Here is an 18,791-nt window from a genome sequence, read left to right on the forward strand (position 1 = left end):
AAGTCAAACTCTAGTTTTATAGGGTTGGAAGGACGGTCTTTGTGTGGCAAAAAAGAAAATAGTGAAAAGAATCAACAGGATTCTCCTGACTGCGATAGGCGGAATTATACTTGTTTTGGGTGTTTCGGCGGGTTATGTTTATTTCTTCCTACTTGAAAGGCCTGCTGAACCGGATAACTGGGCTGCTGCGGAGCGCTATGTCTGGAATAAAATCAAGTTTGACCAGGATGCACAAGTCATTTCTGCCGACGGCTCAGAATACTATTTACTTGCCAATAAGGGAGCAGTTGCTGAAGATAAATTGATCATATATTTTTCTGGGGGCGGTGTGGCCTGGGATGCGGTGACTGCCGCGCAGCCGATCAGTCTGAGTAATGTAATGAAGAACGGTGAGATCAAATATTACTTTCCGAACATTCCATTCTTTAAAGTAAGTACGCTTGGCGGCCTGTTGAAAAATAGTAACCCTGATAATCCGTTCAAGGATTGGAGTATTGTATATATCCCTTATTCTACTGGTGATCTGCATATCGGGAATGCATCCAAGGAATATACGGACGCCAAGGGCAAGCCGTTTACAATGCGTTACAACGGTCAAGCCAATACGCGCGCAGCATTGGAATGGATTGCAACCCATTTCGCTGCGCCGGACAAGATCCTCATTGCGGGAGAAAGCGCCGGAGGATTCGGAGCTGCATTCTGGGCGCCTGAGATTGCGAAACGCTACCCGGATGCCCGCATTTATCAGTATTCGGACGGCTCCTACTTAAATGCCGACCGCTGGCCGGATATTATCGATAACGAATGGAAGGCCAATTTTGCAGCAACCTTTGGATATGAAGTCCATGGCGATTTGATTTCGTCCGTCTTCGCGGCGAACCACAAGCTGCTCCCGGACAACGCGGTACTTTTGCAGTCCAATACGCTTTATGATGAGCTGCTGTTCGACTTTGAGAAGGATCTGAATGGTGATGCTTCGGACGATGTCGAATATATGCATCGCTGGTCGGCCCGCATGCTGCAATCTGCCGGAGAGCTAACTGAACAATTGCCAGGCTACTATTATTACATCACTGATTACGGTGTTAACGAGAAGACGGGCAGGACACCACATACACTCTCCCCATTAGATCATTTCTACAAAGCCGAACAGGACGGGGTCAAGCTGATGAAGTGGCTGGACGATGCCGTGAATAAGGATGAATATTACTCCGTGGGGAGGCATTTTGTAGAGAAAGAGGGCTGACGCTGTCAGTCCAGCGTATCGGGTGTTTAGCATTATGTGGCGGGAAACTTATCATAAACGTGGTAAGCGAAGGCTGGTAGTGCCGGTTATTTTAATGATATAATATTGTCTGCAGAAGCTGGATCATCAGATTTCGAGCTTGGCTGACTTTCTCGAAATGGGTTCGGTTTTAGCAGAAGATGATTATTCGCTTATACAAAGAGGTTATCGCTTCATTGTAGTGAATCCATATCTTGTATTCTATCGTGTGATCAAAGAAACTGTGATTATCCATCGGATTTTGCACGGGCGCAGGGACTATCTTCGTGAGTTGTTTGGCTCGTTTGAATAAAGTTTTCATGTAAAGCTGCTCAGATAAGAGTGGCTATTTTTGTGCTTGTTCGCACATCGTTTAAAGTGAGAATTAACTCTGCTCTGGAGGTATCTATCTTATGGAATTACATGAAGAGCCCATTCTTTATAACGACCCGCTGCTTCGTATTCAAGTGCGCAGCTTTCACAGCAGGATAATATGCCAGCATGGGTGGCATTTCCATCCGGAGCTAGAGATTATTGCTGTACGATCTGGAACAATGGAAATTCACACACCAGCTGAAGTTTATCACTTACGAGCGGGGGATGTGTTAATTCTGGGTTCTAGCCAGCCCCATCTCGATCTGAGAAAACAAGACCAATTGGTTGATTATGTTGTGATCCAATTCGAGCTGGAGGCATTCTTGGATTCCAACATGCTCCCTTTCCTTTATTTGTTTCAGGAATCATTGCTGCCTTTGGTAAAGTTAAACGCATTGTTTAGAGATAATTCGGAGTTGCGGAAACAATTCTACACAACAGTAATCGAATTGCAGCAGGAACATGAGCAGGAGCAAAGAGGCTATGAGATGGCCATTAACTATTTGGTCAAGAAGTGTCTTTTTCTATTGATACGTCATGACACGGAGGGGTTATTAGAACATAACCGATCGATGAACTATGCCAAGCTGAAGTTAGTTTTTGATTATGTAGAAGCTCATTTATCGGATAAAATAACGGTTGAGCAGGCTTGTCTTCTCGTCAATTTCAGCTATACCTATTTTCTTAAATATTTTAAACAGACCCTGGGCATTACTTTCACTGACTACGTCATTCATCGCAGAATCAAATACGCAGAACGCCTGCTTCTGACCGAAGATCTCAGCATTTCGCAGATTGCTGAGCAGGTCGGCTTGCCGAACCTGTCCCATTTCTACAAATTGTTCAAACGAGTCCATCATTGTTCCCCCAAAAGCTTTAAAGACACCATCATAGCCAGAGCTAACGAAACCATTCATGGCAGGGTCGAATAATCACAACAGAATAGCATCATTATAGAGTGGTATCGGATATTGGAAGCCTGTTTCAATACAGATACGATAGGAGATGAGAATAAATAATACATCTTCGAGGTGACTCTATATGGTGCAAGAAGCAGCTGCTTATAAAAGAAAATGGTGGAAAGAAAGTGTCGTGTATCAAATTTACCCGAGAAGTTTCATGGATACCAACGGGGACGGCATTGGAGATCTTAAAGGGATTACTTCGAAGCTCGATTATTTGCATGATTTAGGCGTTGACGTGATTTGGGTCTGTCCCTTCTACAAATCGCCAAACGATGATAACGGATATGATATTAGTGATTATTATGCGATATCTGAAGAATTCGGAACAATGGAAGATTTTGAACAGTTATTGGCGGAAGCTCATCGCAAGGGAATTAAAGTTATCGCCGATCTCGTCTTAAACCATACTTCTGACGAGCATCCATGGTTCGTTGAAGCCCGTGAATCCAAAGACAGTCCTAAACGGGATTATTATATATGGAGGAAAGCGAAAGAAAACAACGAGCCTCCATCGAACTGGGGATCATTCTTCGGCGGTTCTGCATGGGAATTTGATGAACAGTCCGGGGAGTATTATTTGCATATTTTCAATCGAAAGCAGCCGGATCTGAATTGGGAGAATCCGCTTTTAATAGAGGAGCTTCATCGCATGGTACGATGGTGGCTGGATAAAGGCTTGGATGGATTTCGTATCGATGCGATCAATCATATCGTCAAGATGGAAAATTTTCCGGATGCAGAAGCGCCAGCTCATGAGAAAATCGTGTCCGCACATCATTATTTCTCCAATCTGCCTAAAGTACACGAACATATTCAAAATCTCAATCGAGAAGTGCTCAGCCACTATGACATCATGACCGTCGGGGAAGCTGCTAACACGGGGCCAGAAGAAGCTTTGTTGTATGTAGGTGAAGATCGGGACGAGCTTAATATGGTCTTTCACTTTGAGCATTTGGGCATGGATTTCGGAAATGAGGGTCTTGAGGGTTGGGAGAAGACGCCTTGGCAATTATCTCAGCTAAAAGAAATCATAAACCAATGGCAAACTAAGCTTCATAATAAAGGATGGAACGCTAACTTCTGGAGCAATCATGATCAGCCGCGGGCAATTTCTCGTTTCGGTAATGACCAAGAGTTCCGTATAGAGTCGGCGAAGCTGTTGGCAACACTGATGTTTATGCTGGAAGGCACCCCCTATATCTATCAAGGGGAAGAAATCGGCATGACCAATATAAAGTTTGATTCGATTGATGATTATAGAGATAGCGTTACCCAATATTTCTATCGTCAAGCACAGCAAGAAGGCTGGGCGGAGGATCGGATCATGAGGGCCATTCACCAGTCAAGCAGAGACAATGCCCGAACGCCAATGCAATGGAATGATCATTCTCATGGCGGATTCACAACCGGAACGCCATGGATTCAAGTTAACCCTAATGCGAGCTGGATTAATGTAGAGTCTGCTGAGAATGAGCCCAATTCCATATTGAACTACTACAAGAAATTAATTTCTGTTCGCAAAGGGCATCTCGTTGCAGTCTATGGCAAATATGAGCCCATTCTCCCGGAGCATTCGTCCATTCTAGCCTTTACAAGGACTTTAGGAAATGAACAATTGTTCGTGGTGATGAATTTCTCCGCCACACGGGCTCACCTGGAAATCCCCGAGGCGCTGGCAGACCAATCTTTTGAATTGTTGTTATCCAATGTAGAGTCAGATACGGATAAAATATTAGCTGAGGGTCATCTTCAGCCCTATGAGTCAAGAATCTATTCAAAGGTGGTCAAACCATGCTGACTAAATTTCCAACAAAGGGAACTAACGGTGTGCGATTTGTATATTATACGGATACTCCTGTTGATAGTGTTGCTCTAGCAGGCACCTTCAATAATTGGAATGGCGATAGAAACTACATGAGCAGAATGGAAGAGGGGACAGGTTGGGAGATAGAACTGCCTATTCTTAAGGGGAGGCATCTCTATAAATTTGTGGTGAATGGGGAAGCTTGGATTGTAGACCCGCTCAATCCGAGTATTTCGGAAGATGCGCAGAACAACTCTGCGATTACGGTAACTGAACATGGTGATGTGCTAATCAGAACAAATGAGATTTCGGAAAGTAATCCGGGCTATATGTATGAGAACTTCACAGCTCTTCCTAGTCCGGAATGGCTTAAAAAATCGGTCATTTATGAGCTTCATCTCCGTGCGTATACGGACACCGGTTTCCGAGGACTGGCTGATAAAATAGACTATTTTAAAGAAATGGGAATCAACACGCTTTGGCTGATGCCGTTTAACGAAGTGGGACATGAACGCAGGATTGGTAAATACGGTGATCCCTACGCGGTAAAAGATTTTTATTCGATCGATCCACAATTCGGAACCAAAGATGATGTATTGTTATTTATGCGCAAAGCCCATGACAACGGGATCAGGGTCATTCTGGATTGGGTCTTGAACCGCACCAGCGTGGATCATATTATGACAGGAAGTCATCCGGAATATTTTACACATAATGAACAGAATCAGATCTATTATGATGTGCCTCTTCGCGAATATTTTGCCGGGTTGGAATTTAGCAACCGCGACATGAGGCAATATGTCATTGATGCTATGAAATACTGGATTACGGAGTTTGATTTTGACGGCATTCGATTGGATGATTCGGACATTACTCCCTACGATTTCCTCACTGAGATCAAGCAGGCTCTGCAGGAAGTAAAAGCGGATCTCATCCTGATCTCTCAGTCCTACGATGAATATCATCATCTTGAATCATGTGATTTGACCTACAACGGAAATCCGCGAATTCTGATTCGTCAGATGATCGACAGAACGATTACACAGCATGATTTTGCAACGAGTTATAACTCTTACAAGTACAGCTTTCCCAAGAATGCTCTGCGGATGAATTGGCTTGAGGAGAAAGAACAGTCCAGAATCTGTGAGTATTTAGGCGAAGAGCATGCCGGACCTGCGGCTTCGGTCTTACTGACGCTCGAAGGCGTTCCCCTCGTCATGATGGGACAGGAATTTAATGAGAATACGATGGAAACATGGACGTCCTTATTCGATGAGTATAAGCTCAACTGGGATTCGTTTGATACAGGGATGTTCGAGCACTATAAATCCCTGATCCATCTTCGAACCAATGAGCCGGCACTTTGGGCGGGCGAATTAGCGTTCATACGTAACTCGGAACAAATGGTGTTATCCTATATTAGGCAGCACGAAGGCATCCAATTTCTGATTGTCGTTAATTTGTCAGGGGAGGCATTGCTCGTTCATTTTGATGAGAAAGCCCTCGTAGACGAATTCATCAATGGCAAGGGAAATATACGCTATCGCACCGGAGGGGGCGATCTCCGCACCGAGAAAGATGGTTCAGCATTATGGGTGGATAGCTATGAAACAATCATATATAAAATAGATGAATGCAAGGAAGAGGGTGCTCTCTGAGATGTACCCGCAATTTGATTTGACTGGCAAGATTGCCATGATTACAGGAGCTAGTAAAGGGATCGGGTTCGGGCTTGCAAAAGCATTGGCTCATGCGGGTGCGAAGGTTGCTGTTGCAGCAAGAAACGGGGAAGAACTGGATCGGTTAGTAGCGGAAATCCGGGCTGACGGAGGCGAAGCGGTCGCTTTTGTACTGGATGTTCGGAATGTGAAGGAGATTGATTCGGTCATTAATGGGGTTAAGATGCATTTTGGAAGATTGGATATCCTGGTTAACAATGCCGGACTCGGTGATAATCATCCAGCAGTCGATGTGACAGAAGAAGATTGGGACAAGATGATGGATGTTAATCTCAAAGGTTTGTTCTTCTGTTGTCAATCGGCAGGGAAGATTATGCTAGCCCAGGGATATGGCAAAATCATAAATATGAGCTCACAGGCTAGTGTTGTTGGCATTGTAGATCACGCTGTATATTGCACCTCCAAGGGCGGGGTTAATCAGTTGACGCGAGTTCTGGCATTGGAATGGTCTGCTGGAGGCGTGAATGTAAACGCAGTCGGACCAACCTTTACATATACGCCAGGAAATTCAGAGCGTCTCGATGACCCTGCGTATTTAGAAGGGGTGCTGGCAAGAATACCTAATCGACGTTTGGCTGAGATTAGTGATGTCGCAGGTGCAGTCATCTATCTCGCTTCACCAGCAAGCGATATGGTAACGGGTACCACTCTGATGGTTGACGGAGGCTGGACTGCGCAGTAAATGACTTAGGCCCCCGTATCACAGTAATAAGGAGCTGTTCAGAACGGAGCGAGGTAAAACATGCGAAACGGCATGTATTTGCTCGTTTCCGGCCCCATGAAGGTGAAATGCCTGCCAGCGTGCAGGTATTTCACCTTCGTTTTTCCTTAACGGCTGATTTTTTCACAAATTCATGCTTCATCGCAGGCATTCTACTATTATGGCTTCTTGTAACCGAAATTCATGCTTCATCGCAGGCTTCTTACTCCGTCACGCTGCCCTCTAATCACACTTGGAGAAGGGGTTGTCCAGATAGATGACCCTACAAGATCAACTCCGCAAGACGATGAATCCCCTGCTCAATCGATGCTTCATCTACTTTTGCGAACCCCAATACCCATCCTTCTCGGTTGCTTTCCAAACAATAGGGTCCAAGAGGGTAGACACGCCTTTTGAAGGGCTAGCTTTGACATACGCTGCATTTTGTTGCAAATGCAATAAAATTGTTGTACTATTCTCTTATTGCCTTTGACAAATATAATTTTAGCGGAGTTGCATATATGAAGGAAATTCTAAGGGAAATTGGAATGATCGCCAGGGCCCTGGATTCAATAAGCAATATAGAATTTAAAGAATATGACCTTACGAAAGGACAGTATTTGTACCTTGTCCGAATATGTGAAAATCCTGGAATCATTCAAGAAAAATTAGCTGAAATGATTAAAGTAGACCGGACAACGGCAGCTCGTGCAATAAAAAACCTTGAAATTCATGGCTTTGTTGAAAAGAGAGATGATGAACATAACAAGAAAATAAAAAAACTATTTCCAACAGAAAAAGGGAATCGTATATTTCCTTTTATAAAAAGAGAAAATGATCATTCAAATCGTGTTGCATTAGCGGGATTTGCCGAGAGTGAAGCAGAAACCATTGCTCACCTGCTTCAAAGAATTAGAAAAAATATAGAGGTTGACTGGGAATTTGTGAAGAAGGGAAACAAGAGAGAGTATTGAAAGGAGCTATATCTATGACTGTGAAAATAAAAAAGTGCAGCGTTGAAGATTTGCAACTACTCCAGGAAATAAGTATTGAAACATTCAACGATACATTTAAAGATCAGAATTCACCTGAGAATATGAAAGCCTATTTGGAAAGAGCATTTAACGCTAATCAGTTGGAACAGGATTTGTCCAATGTCTCTTCGGAATTCTATTTTATCTATTTCAATGATGAACTCGCTGGATATTTGAAGGTAAATCGTAATGACGCCCAATCCGAAACGATGGGTGATGAGTCGCTCGAAATTGAAAGGATTTATGTTAGATACAAATTTCAAGGAAAAGGGATTGGAAAATACCTGCTGAACAAAGCGGTGGAAATAGCCACGAGACATAACAAAAAGAGGGTCTGGCTAGGCGTTTGGGAAAAGAATGAGAATGCCATTGCTTTTTATAAAAAAATGGATTTTGTTCAAACTGGAAACCACTCTTTTTATATGGGCGATGATGAACAGGTTGATTTTATTATGACCAAAGCACTGATATAACCAGACAGATGGGCACAATTGGTTTATGATTAGATTTTTATTTGCGGGAGGAGAATACAATATGTATGTACCTGCACATTTTGAAATTACGGATCTATCAACTGTCTATAAGATTATTAGAGAAAATAGTTTTGCTGCATTGTTTTCTCAACATAAGGGCGCACCCTATGCTACCCACTTGCCACTAATTCTCGATCAAGATCATATGTATCTATACGGGCATTTTGCTCGTCCAAATCCTCAATGGAAGGACATTGGGAATCAAATTGTGTTAGCTGTATTTCATGGCCCTCATTGTTATATCTCCCCTTCTTGGTATGAGACGAATCGGGCAGTTCCAACATGGAATTATGTGACGGTTCATGTATACGGGGAAGTCGAGCTTATAGATGACGAAGATGAGTTAGCGGCTTCCTTGAATGATATGGTGTTGAAGTACGAATCCCCTGATAGTTCCTACAGCTTGCGGGATATAGACCCCGGCTATCTTAGTGGTTTGAATAAAGGGATTCAAGGGTTTAAGTTGAAAATCAACAGGATAGAAGGGAAAGCAAAGTTAAGCCAAAATCATTCCATCGAGCGTCAGCAATTGGTTATTCAACAACTTGAGAAAAGTCAAAATGCTGACGAACACAAAATCTCTGCTTTGATGAAAGAAAGTCTCAGGCATTAACGAATACGGATCATCCAATAACGCATACATTAACTTTCTATAACTACAGGCCATCCTTTTAGTGGGATGGCTTTTTCAAATCATAAGTAACGTAAATAACGATTTGAAACGTGGAATGTTCCCTAAATGTTAACAGTTACAACACTTTTGACATTGTGTAAGTGGTATCGCAATGATAAAATTAAACTAAAAATTTAGTCTAATTATTGGAGGCGAATAGTATGAAGAAAGTGTGTATCGTAGGGGCGGGTCTAAGCGGCTTGGTTACGGCGGCTTTATTAGCGAAGAGAGGGAACCAGGTTGTTGTTATGGAACGTGCGCCGATTCTGGGCGGCAGAAGCCATGTCATTTCAATGAATGGCTTTAAAATGAGTTATGGCGCCCATGCGGTATTGGCTCCCAAACAGGAACCTATGCGTTCCATCGTTCAAGAACTTGAACTGCCGATGGAGTACAGGAAGGCAAGCTTGTCCAAATTCAAGCTCTTTATGGAAGGCAAAGTCATCTCAAGTCCTCTTGGCTTCGGTGCGCTGACCTCTCCCGCAATTTCGGGTTTATTCAATCATTTGAAATGTTTGAAGCAATTTTACCAGATGGTAAAGCAAGCACCGGCTTTTCCGCAAACCATGTCCGTAGGCCAATGGATCCGAGACAACGTGGGAAACCCCGAGATTGCCAAAGTCCTTTCAGCTTAAGCATCATTATCGGTCTATGACGGCGAGCTCGACTTATATTCTATGAACCGTTTCGTTGAATTAACCGCCCGCCAGTATGAGAAAAACGAGCCTTTAAGCTATATGGGGTATGACGTCCTCTTGGAAGAGCTGCAAAAAGCAATTACAAAAAATGGGGGCATTATTCGATTGGGGAAACCCGTCTCGGAACTTATTGTTGAGGCTGACCAAGTGAAAGGTGTAGTGTGTGCGGGGGAACGGCATGAATTCGATGAAGTGGTGCTGAACGTGCCACCGAAAGAGTTAACGAAGCTTTTAAGTTATCCATCCCTTGCAGATGAGTTCGGCGAGTATGTCAATCAATCGGCTCATTATGTGTTCGTCTATGATATCATGTTATCTAAGAGGCTCCGCGGCGATATCGGTAATTTGTTGGATCTGGATGGAGGCTTCTACATCAATGATTACGGCTTAAACAATCCTGCTTCCGTACCCGCCGGCGGACAGTTAATTAACGGCCTGAAATTTTTGACCGGACAGGAGCAGCTAGACGACAGCCACGCGAAGGGCTCGCAAACCGCATTTGAAGCTTTGCTCCATAAAGTGTACCCAGGATGGGAAAAGTATGTGGTACACAAACGAATGATCAACAGAGCTATGGTGAACGGAATTGCCAGAAGAACGTATGCCAAACTGTTGCCTCTGCAAAGCCGAGCCGTACGAGGATTATATCTGGTTGGAGATTCTACACAAGGGTCGGGATCGCTTGGTATGCCTTGCTATGATAGCGCGAAGAAAGTAGCGGATTTATTATCCTGAATGAAATAGGAAGTATGAGCTTTTAGACGGAGGAATCCATGCATGGGCCAGGGAAAAGAGAAAATTCTGCAAACCGCTTTACAGGAATTTTCGGAAAAAGGATACGATGGGGCTAGAATTGATTATATTTCAAAAATGGCCGGTGTTAATAAGGCATTAATTTATTATCACTTTAAAAGCAAGGAAGAATTATTCACGGCGGTTATTAACGACTTATTCGAAAAAGCGGTTTCCGTTTCAATTGAACCTACAGGTACATCGGTTCGCGAAAACTTGATTCAAGTCATGGAACATTTCATTGATTTTCTTCATTCCAACCCGTATTTCGTGAAGATTATGGATCAGAGCGTCGCGCAAGATCGAGACATATTTCAACAGCTTCATCGCCAAAATTTCTTTTTCGAGATGGTGATGGGGATGTATCAGCTTGGTGTCCAGACCGGCGAATGTAGGAAGGTTGATCATCCTGAAGATTTCGTCGTGAGCTTACTAGGTGCGGTTTATTTTTATTTCTCTCATCACAAGGCGATTCGGAAGTTTTACGGGAATATCTCTGAAGAGGAAGTTATCGTGATCCGAAAAAAAACGATGAAGGATATGATCTCAAGGTTGATTTTTTTATGATCCTAGGCACCCAATCGGGTGCCTTTCGTCTGCATTGAGGCTCAGACGCTACCTTGCGGAAGTACAAGAGTGGTTGCCCCGCCTGTGAAATCCCCGGAATATCAGAGATTCCAGCCAATATTGCGAAAACAACTAAAATATTCCCTTATTCCAGTCGATACAAGTCGTAGGAACTATATTTCAATCATTTTTCCAAGCAGAAACAATTGCGTGCGACTATATCACTGTGTCTGAGAGGAATTATGTCCATGCCATTTAGGCCTAAAGTCTTTGGTATTCTAATCATTTTATTATGCCTGTTCCTGCATCTGTCCGTCTCTCCCGTGAGTGCGGAGGAACGTTCGTTCGAGATCAGCAAGGTCGACATTCATGCGGTCATCGACTCTGACGGTAATATGCAAATAACCGAGAGGGATGTATACCGATTTGATGGTGTCTTTCACGGAATTCTAGTCGACTTGAATACGGACGGCTCGGACGGCATCGAGAACTTCACTGCCTACGAGGTATCGGACGAAGGCGAAGTTCCGCTTAAATTCGAGCAATCAGGTGACGGGGACGCACTCCATTACAAGATTTATTCCGATTCCGCCGATACAACGAAGGAGTTCCTGATCTCTTATACCGTCAAGAATGTCGTACAAGTGTATGCAGACACCGCGGAGCTGTACTGGAAGTTCTTCGATGAGACGAATGCTAATGCGTTTGGGACGGTGAATATCGAGATCGAACTGCCGGAAGGGATCACGAGGGACGAGGTCACGACGTTCGGTCATGGCCCGTTAGACGGAATCATTCATGTTCTGGACGATGGAACGGTCTCCTTCCAGGTCAATTCGCTGCCGGCCAATGAGATGCTCGAGGCGCGAGTTCTGTTCCCTGTGAGCTATGTCCTTGGCAGCAAGAGAATAAGCAGCGAGCCGATGCTCGATAAGATTCTGGAGCAGGAAAGGAACTGGAGGGCAGATGACAAGAGCCCGGAGAGTTCGAATGATTACACGGTACCCTATGCGCTGCTCCTGCTGCTTGCCAACCTCGCGGTCGGCATCACGATATACTTCCGATACCGCAAGGCCCCCAAATCGAATTGGAAGGGTGATTATTATCGCGAGCTTCCCTCCGACGCTTCGCCTGCCGTTGTGAGCTTTCTGCTCGATTACCGAATCGAGCCCAGGGATCTGATGGCGACTCTGCTCGACTTCGTGAGAAGGAAATATATCGTCATGGAGAAGCTGAATTCGCCGAAGGCCGGAGCGGGAGCGGGCAAAGGGAGTGACTATTCCTTCGTATGGCGAAACAAGAATACCGAAGGCTTGCTGCCGCACGAAGCGATGCTGCTTCAATGGTTTTTCGGCAAGATAGGCGATGGCAATAAGGTGACCCTTTCGGAAATTCGCTCTGAAGCGTCCTTGCGTTCTGATTTTCCAGTGAAATGGTTAGACTGGCAGCGGAAAGTCAGGGAAGCGGCCATGAATCGGGGATATGTGGGGATAAACTCCGGTATCTACAGATGGGTAATTCTCGTCTTCCTCGTACAGTTCATCGGCTTCTTGTTCTTTGCGCCAATCGATTGGAGATGGTTGATGTTTTGCTCGCTTCCGCTTCCTTTCTTCAAGCCGAAAGGAGTTCTGAGAACGCTAAAGGGACAGACCGAATACGAGAAATGGAAGGCGTTCGGCCGGTTCCTTAGCGCTTACAGCCGAATCGAGAAGCGTGATACGATGGCCGTCCACTTATGGGATCATTATTTCGTATACGCAATTCCGCTCGGAGTGGCGAAGAAGATGATTAAGGACACGAAGGTCAAAATCCTGAATAAGAAAGACAGCGGCTACGACGATGCCACCCTCTACGCTTCGGCGGCTATTATTGAATTCGACCAGCTGAACAAGCTATTCAATGGAACGGTCTCGGAGGCAAATAAGACGAGCAGCGGGGACTCCTCTGATTCCGGTGGATGGTTCTCTTCCGGAGGCGGTGACGGAGGGGGCGGCGGCGGACGCGGAGCGTTCTGATGCAGGATAAATGAACGACTAATAGGGAGGGCAATCTTATGTCCATGGGCGGTTATATTGGAATTGGTATTTGCGTTATCGTTCTTCTGTGGATCATCGTTACATATAACCGGCTTGTGGAGCGGCGCAACCGGGTGCGCAACAGCTGGTCGCAGGTGGACATCGTTCTCAAGAATCGCTTTGACCTCATTCCCAACCTGATCGAAACGGTATCGGGATATACGGGCTACGAGAGAGAGACGCTGAGTCAGATAACGGAGATGAGAACGAAATATGCCTCTGCATCGTCCGTCGCCGATAAAGCTTCGGCCAGCGGTGAATTGTCGGCGGCTCTCGGCCGAGTGATGATGGTTGCGGAGGGCTATCCCGACTTAAAGGCGAGCGCGAACTTTCTATATCTCAAAGAACAGCTTACGGAGATTGAGGATAAAATCCGGTATGCCAGACAGTTCTACAATGATGCGGTCGAAGTATTCAACACCGCGCTTGCCGTTTTCCCGTCCAATCTGTTGGCCGGAATGTTCGGGTTCCGCGAGGAAGCCTTCTTCAGAATGGATGAAGCCGAGAAGGCTTTGCCGAAGGTCCCGTCCAAGTTCTAATGTAAAGAAGCTCTCTCGCGATTCGCATCGCAAGAGGGCTTGGCACGAACGAGGTTCAATCGAGCGCTGTCGTCAGTTTGGCTGGTGAACGCCTACAGACCATATTATTGTCTATGCATGGCCATCCGTTGAAGGATGGCCATGTTTAGCAGCTTCCAATTACAAGAAGAGCCTATCGCGTGCTCGCCACATAATTATAGACGGTATCTCTCAGCTCCCACTTTAAGAAGCTGTACGATGTGGAATGCCTGCGATCATGGGACTGCCCATGTACTCCTCGCCAGAGGACGATACGTTATTCAATCGCCGAGACAAACGAGATGCGAGTCAGGTGAAACATGCGAAACCGCAGTTTTTCTCTCGTTTCTGACCTGATAAAGGTGAAATGCCTGCCAGAGTGCAGGCATTTCACCTTCGTTCCCCTTTTAACGGTCGTTTTTAACTCACATTCATGCATGATCGCAGGAATTTTGCGATTATGGCTTCTTTGTCACCGAAATTCATGCACATTCGCAGGCTTCGGCTTTAGCGGGAGCGTGGAGTGGTGGATAAGAGAATTAGCACTTAAAGCTTTAAGCTTTTAAACAAATGATGTACGTAACTCAAAAAATTATGGAAACCATCATGAAAGCGTTGACATTGCAAATTCAGGTTGCTATGATTAGTGGCGTAGTACAAAATCTCGAGATTAAGTCGTGGTGTGATATGGAGCAAAACAAGCGGTTAACCGTCAAGCAATTGGCAAAGCACATTGGTGTTTCTGTGGCCACATTAGACCGTGTGTTGAATAACAGGGGGAATGTCAAACCCGCCACCTATCAATTGGTGATGGACAAGATCAAAGAGATGAACTACACGCCGAACAAATCGGCCAGTTTTTTGTCTCGCAAGAACGAATATACGATGGCGATCGTATTCCCGGAGCTGCCTGAATATTTCTGGATGCAGGTGGAGAAGGGGGTGCAGGTTGCAATCGAGGAATTCCGCGATTACGGGCTGCATGTTCATGTTATTCGTTCCGAAAAGTACGATCTTGACCGCCAGAAAGAAATTGTAGCGGGGCTCGTCGATTCGGGCAAGTATGACGCGATTGCCATATCGCCGAACGATCCGCAGGAATTCGCGGACATTATCGACCGCGGGGTGGATCGCGGGATAGCGATCTGCACATTCAACAGCGACTCGCCGCTGAGCAAGAGACTGTTCTACGTTGGCTGCGATTATCGCGTGGCCGGCAGGCTGGCTGCGGATATGCTGTGCAAGCTGATCGGGCCGAAGACGCGGATAGGGCTTATTATGTCCTATACCAATTTTCAAATGCAGCAGAAGGTGACCGGATTCCGCGAGGTAGTGGCTGAATATGGCCATATCGAGCTGGTAGGGCCGCTCAAGCTGCAGCAGGATGAGTATGATTCGCTCGATACGTTTATCGATTACTTCAATCAAGTTGACGGCATCTACGTGTCCAGCGCCAGGCTGCATACGGTTGCGAAGCATCTGGCCGCGGCGAATTTATCGAAGCCGATCGCTCTGATCGGTCACGATATGACGGAAGAGATTTATGATTATCTGCGCAAAGGTGTTGTTACGGCGACGATTTGCCAGGATCCAGTTAATCAAGGCTATTTGACCGTGAAATCGATGTTCGAATATTTGGTTTCCGGAGAGAAAGTGAATGAGAAGGAAAACATCACCAAGCTGGAATTGGTTATGAAAGAAAATGCGCGTTATTATATTTGATCCCTTCGCGGGAATATAAACAATAATCCTCGGCGCTGCGCGCAGTTTCTTCTTGCGTTAGAGCGACAGGGGTTACTGCGTCATAAAATGATGTACGTACATCATTTTATGACGGTCAACTTGAGGGATTCATCTTTGTTGTAATGGATAAATTCCACATCAGCAGTGCAAATTATTTTTGACATCATGAGGGGGAACAAACAAATGAAAAAAAGCTGGCCCAAACTTATTCTTGCAACCGTTATCATGTCGCTTGTGCTTACGGCTTGCGGATCAGCGGAAAATTCGAATGAGCAAGGAAATGCGGCAAAAGGCGATAAAGTAACGATTCAATGGTGGGATTCGATGACAAGTGAGGCGACACAAGGCGCTTTGACGAAAATCATCGCCGACTATGAGACGGCTAATCCGAATGTCAAAATCGAACGCACCTTCATTTCCTTTGCCGATATCAAAAACAAGCTTCTTCTAAGCTCGGCTGGCAATCAAATGCCGGATATCGTATGGCTGGACAACCCGGATCATCAAGCTTTCGCAGCGGCGGGCATTCTGGCTGATATTACGGAAGAAGTGAAGGCATGGGGACAAGCCGACAAGTATTTCGAAGGTCCGTGGTCTTCCACGATGTATGAAGGCAAAAACTACGGTGTACCTATCGGCAGCAACAATCTTGCCCTGTACTACAACGTAGATATGCTGAAGGCAGCGAATGTAGCGCCTCCGAAAACATGGGATGAGCTCAAGGAAGCAGCGAAGAAGCTGACAACAAAAGATGTATACGGCTTCTCGATGACGGCTGTCAAAACGGAGGAGGGCACGTTCCAATTCCTGCCGCTCATGTATCAAGCAGGCTCCGACGTTACGAGCTTCGACAGCGCGGGAACGGTTGAGGCTGCATCGCTTCTGCAATACATGGCTTCGAACAACTATATGTCCAAAGAAGTTCTGAATCAGAAGCAGTCGGATACGGTTGTGCAATTCTCGACAGGCAAAACGGCTATGATGATCAACGGCACCTGGCAAATTCCGCTGCTTCGAAAAGAAGGCAAAGTGAACTGGGATGTTGTGCAATTGCCAGTGAACAAGCAGGGCGGCACGATTCTCGGCGGCGAGAACTGGGCGATTACAGATGCTTCGAAGCATAAGGATATCGCTTTCGACATTATCAAGTTCGCTAACGAACCGGATAATCTGAAGAGCTTCCTGCAAGCGGCAGGTCGCCTTCCAAGCCGTGCTGACTACTTGGAAGATCCGTTCTGGCAGGATGATAAGCAGCTGAAAGTATTCGCTGACTCCATGGAAGTGGCCAAAGCTCGCGCTTACGGTCCGAACTACCCGAAAATTTCGGATTCCATTCAAATTATGCTGCAGCAGGTCATTTCGGGATCCAAGTCTCCGGAGGATGCGGTTAAGGAAGCAGGAGCCAAAATTCAGCCGATCCTGGCGCAATAGAGAGATACGAGGGAGGGATGCGAGCAGCCTCACATCCCTCCTAATTCGGTAGACAGAGGTGGAGAAATGAAAGCCCAGAATGTACAGAAAGGCTCTAAGACCAACAGAGGCGGGATCCGATTTTCCGATTGGAACAACTATTTGTTTCTGCTGCCGGCGCTTGTTTTTATGGCGATCTTTATTATTTATCCGATCTTTTATAACGCGGTACTCAGCTTTAAGGATGTCAATGTATACAATTTGAACGGAAAGCAAAATTTCGTCGGCTTCGATAACTATATCAAGACGTTTAAGGACCAGGTCTTTTATATTGCTGCTAAAAATTCCGTTATTTTCACAGTCGTAAGTATTTTCTTCCAATTCGTGATCGGCTTTGCGCTGGCGCTATTGTTCAATTCGAAATTTCCGGGACGCAATCTGTTCCGTTCATTGATGCTGCTCGCCTGGATGCTTCCCGTTGTTATTACCGGTACGGTATTTCAATGGATGATGTCCGGCGACTACGGCGTCATTAACTATTTCCTGCAATCGATAGGGCTGATCGATCAGCCGATCAACTGGCTGAGTGAAGGCAATACCGCTTTGCTTGGAACGATTATCGCGAACATCTGGATCGGTATTCCGTTTAATATGATCATTCTGCTGTCCGGACTTCAGACGCTTCCGGAACAGCTGTACGAGGCGGCTAAGCTCGATGGCGCGAACCGTCTGCTGCAATTCAAGCATATTACGCTGCCGCTGATGAGGCCGACGATTCTGGTTCTGCTTATGCTCGGCATTATCAATACGTTCAAGGTGTTCGATCTGATCTTTATTATGACGGCGGGCGGCCCCGTTACGTCTTCTACAGTGCTGCCGATCTATGCCTACCAGCTATCCTTCTCGATGTTTGATTTCAGCCACGGCGCTTCCGTATCGATGATTATGTTCGTGCTGCTCATCCTGGTCGCGATTGTGTATCTGAAAATGTCTAATAAGGAGGAGGCTCACTAATGGCGGATTCTAAGTGGAAGAAGGCAGGCATAACTGTACTTGCGACGTTGATTATTATTGTCTTTCTGTTCCCGGTGTATTGGATGGTGAAGACTTCGGTAACGCCGATCACGGAGCTGTATAACAATCCGCCGCATTTGCTTCCTGTCAAAGCAACCTTCGACTCGTATATCAACAACTTTGTCCGCAATCAGGACATGATCGGTTATATCGGCAACAGCGTAGTCATCTCGCTTGGTACGATGCTGATGACGGTGGTGCTGGCGGTTCCGGCGGCTTATGCGCTGTCCCGGCTCAAAATTAAGGGCAAGGCGATCATTATGATCCTGCTGCTGTCGATTCAAATGCTGCCAGGCATTATGATGGCGATGCCGCTATACATTATGTTCTCCAAGGTCGGGTTGACGGACAACTATATCGGTCTGATTCTCGCCAACCTTATACACGCTTTGCCCTTTGCAGTTATCACGCTTCGTCCGTTCTTCCTGAGCTTGCCTAGCGGGCTGGAGGAAGCGGCGTCGATCGACGGCTGCAACAAATTCACGTCATTTACGAGAATTATATTGCCGCTCATTACGCCAGGACTGCTGACGGTAGCCGTATTCTGCTTCCTGTTCGGATGGGGCGACTTCATCTTCGCGCTGACACTGACGACAGGCGATGCGGTGCGTCCGCTAACGCTGGGCTTGTACCGGTTTATCGGCCAATACGGCACGGAGTGGAACAATCTGATGGCGGTTGCGACACTTGCCGCATTGCCGATCATCATCATTTTCGTATCGATGCAGAAATATGTGGTTGGCGGCATTACGGCCGGCTCCATGAAGGACTAATCGACAAGGGAGAGA

The 18,791-nt window shown here is 45.8% G+C and carries 17 protein-coding genes and 1 pseudogene; all 18 read left to right on the forward strand.

Going from position 1 to position 18,791, the window contains the following annotated elements:
* Positions 1-43: 43 nt before the first annotated feature.
* The 18 genes and pseudogenes from K0T92_RS13190 (at position 44) to K0T92_RS13275 (ending at position 18,776) form a co-directional block, all read left to right on the forward strand.
* Positions 44-1,246 carry a pectin acetylesterase-family hydrolase gene (locus K0T92_RS13190; protein WP_219872949.1) on the forward strand — a complete coding sequence of 401 codons (1,203 nt, stop codon included), beginning with the start codon at positions 44-46 and terminating at the stop codon, positions 1,244-1,246.
* Between the two features lie 118 nt (positions 1,247-1,364).
* Positions 1,365-1,577, forward strand: coding sequence for a type II toxin-antitoxin system RelE/ParE family toxin (locus K0T92_RS13195; protein WP_281423148.1), 213 nt, complete (start codon positions 1,365-1,367; stop codon positions 1,575-1,577).
* Positions 1,578-1,677: 100 nt separating this feature from the next.
* Positions 1,678-2,571, forward strand: a complete 894-nt coding sequence (locus K0T92_RS13200) for an AraC family transcriptional regulator (RefSeq protein ID WP_219872950.1) — start codon at positions 1,678-1,680, stop codon at positions 2,569-2,571.
* A 109-nt stretch (positions 2,572-2,680) separates the two neighbouring features.
* Entirely contained in the window at positions 2,681-4,402 is a 1,722-nt protein-coding gene (locus tag K0T92_RS13205) for a glycoside hydrolase family 13 protein (RefSeq protein WP_219872951.1), read from the forward strand.
* Positions 4,396-6,066: an alpha-amylase family glycosyl hydrolase gene (locus K0T92_RS13210; RefSeq protein ID WP_219872952.1), complete on the forward strand. Its 1,671-nt coding sequence runs from the start codon at positions 4,396-4,398 to the stop codon at positions 6,064-6,066. Before K0T92_RS13205 ends, K0T92_RS13210 begins: the two co-directional genes overlap by 7 nt.
* A 1-nt stretch (position 6,067) precedes the next feature.
* Positions 6,068-6,829: an SDR family NAD(P)-dependent oxidoreductase gene (locus tag K0T92_RS13215; RefSeq protein WP_219872953.1), complete on the forward strand. Its 762-nt coding sequence runs from the start codon at positions 6,068-6,070 to the stop codon at positions 6,827-6,829.
* A 539-nt stretch (positions 6,830-7,368) separates the two neighbouring features.
* A complete protein-coding gene (locus K0T92_RS13220; RefSeq protein ID WP_219872954.1) occupies positions 7,369-7,821 on the forward strand; it encodes a MarR family winged helix-turn-helix transcriptional regulator in 453 nt (150 codons plus the stop codon).
* A gap of 14 nt (positions 7,822-7,835) precedes the next feature.
* Positions 7,836-8,354, forward strand: coding sequence for a spermidine/spermine N(1)-acetyltransferase (paiA, locus tag K0T92_RS13225; RefSeq protein ID WP_219872955.1), 519 nt, complete (start codon positions 7,836-7,838; stop codon positions 8,352-8,354).
* Positions 8,355-8,415: 61 nt separating this feature from the next.
* Positions 8,416-9,027, forward strand: coding sequence for an FMN-binding negative transcriptional regulator (locus tag K0T92_RS13230; RefSeq protein ID WP_219872956.1), 612 nt, complete (start codon positions 8,416-8,418; stop codon positions 9,025-9,027).
* 221 nt (positions 9,028-9,248) lie between these two features.
* Positions 9,249-9,722 carry an NAD(P)/FAD-dependent oxidoreductase gene (locus tag K0T92_RS13235; protein ID WP_219872957.1) on the forward strand — a complete coding sequence of 158 codons (474 nt, stop codon included), beginning with the start codon at positions 9,249-9,251 and terminating at the stop codon, positions 9,720-9,722.
* Positions 9,723-9,755: 33 nt separating this feature from the next.
* Positions 9,756-10,520: pseudogene (locus tag K0T92_RS13240) on the forward strand (FAD-dependent oxidoreductase); the annotation flags it as partial.
* Between the two features lie 42 nt (positions 10,521-10,562).
* Positions 10,563-11,144, forward strand: a complete 582-nt coding sequence (locus tag K0T92_RS13245; protein WP_219872959.1) for a TetR/AcrR family transcriptional regulator — start codon at positions 10,563-10,565, stop codon at positions 11,142-11,144.
* 242 nt (positions 11,145-11,386) lie between these two features.
* On the forward strand, positions 11,387-13,159 hold the full coding sequence (locus K0T92_RS13250) for a DUF2207 domain-containing protein (RefSeq protein WP_219872960.1): 1,773 nt from the start codon (positions 11,387-11,389) through the stop codon (positions 13,157-13,159).
* A gap of 38 nt (positions 13,160-13,197) precedes the next feature.
* The gene (locus K0T92_RS13255; RefSeq protein WP_219872961.1) at positions 13,198-13,758 is read left to right on the forward strand and encodes a LemA family protein; all 561 of its coding nucleotides are present in this window, start codon (positions 13,198-13,200) and stop codon (positions 13,756-13,758) included.
* A gap of 624 nt (positions 13,759-14,382) precedes the next feature.
* A complete protein-coding gene (locus tag K0T92_RS13260) occupies positions 14,383-15,498 on the forward strand; it encodes a LacI family DNA-binding transcriptional regulator (RefSeq protein ID WP_219872962.1) in 1,116 nt (371 codons plus the stop codon).
* A gap of 204 nt (positions 15,499-15,702) precedes the next feature.
* A complete protein-coding gene (locus K0T92_RS13265) occupies positions 15,703-16,950 on the forward strand; it encodes a sugar ABC transporter substrate-binding protein (RefSeq protein ID WP_219872963.1) in 1,248 nt (415 codons plus the stop codon).
* 66 nt (positions 16,951-17,016) lie between these two features.
* Positions 17,017-17,943: a carbohydrate ABC transporter permease gene (locus K0T92_RS13270; protein ID WP_219872964.1), complete on the forward strand. Its 927-nt coding sequence runs from the start codon at positions 17,017-17,019 to the stop codon at positions 17,941-17,943.
* Positions 17,943-18,776 carry a carbohydrate ABC transporter permease gene (locus tag K0T92_RS13275; protein WP_219872965.1) on the forward strand — a complete coding sequence of 278 codons (834 nt, stop codon included), beginning with the start codon at positions 17,943-17,945 and terminating at the stop codon, positions 18,774-18,776. The genes K0T92_RS13270 and K0T92_RS13275 overlap by 1 nt, the downstream gene beginning before the upstream one ends.
* Positions 18,777-18,791: the final 15 nt, after the last annotated feature.

Source organism: Paenibacillus oenotherae, assembly GCF_019443105.1.
Taxonomy (GTDB): Bacteria; Bacillota; Bacilli; order Paenibacillales; family Paenibacillaceae; genus Paenibacillus_Z; species Paenibacillus_Z oenotherae.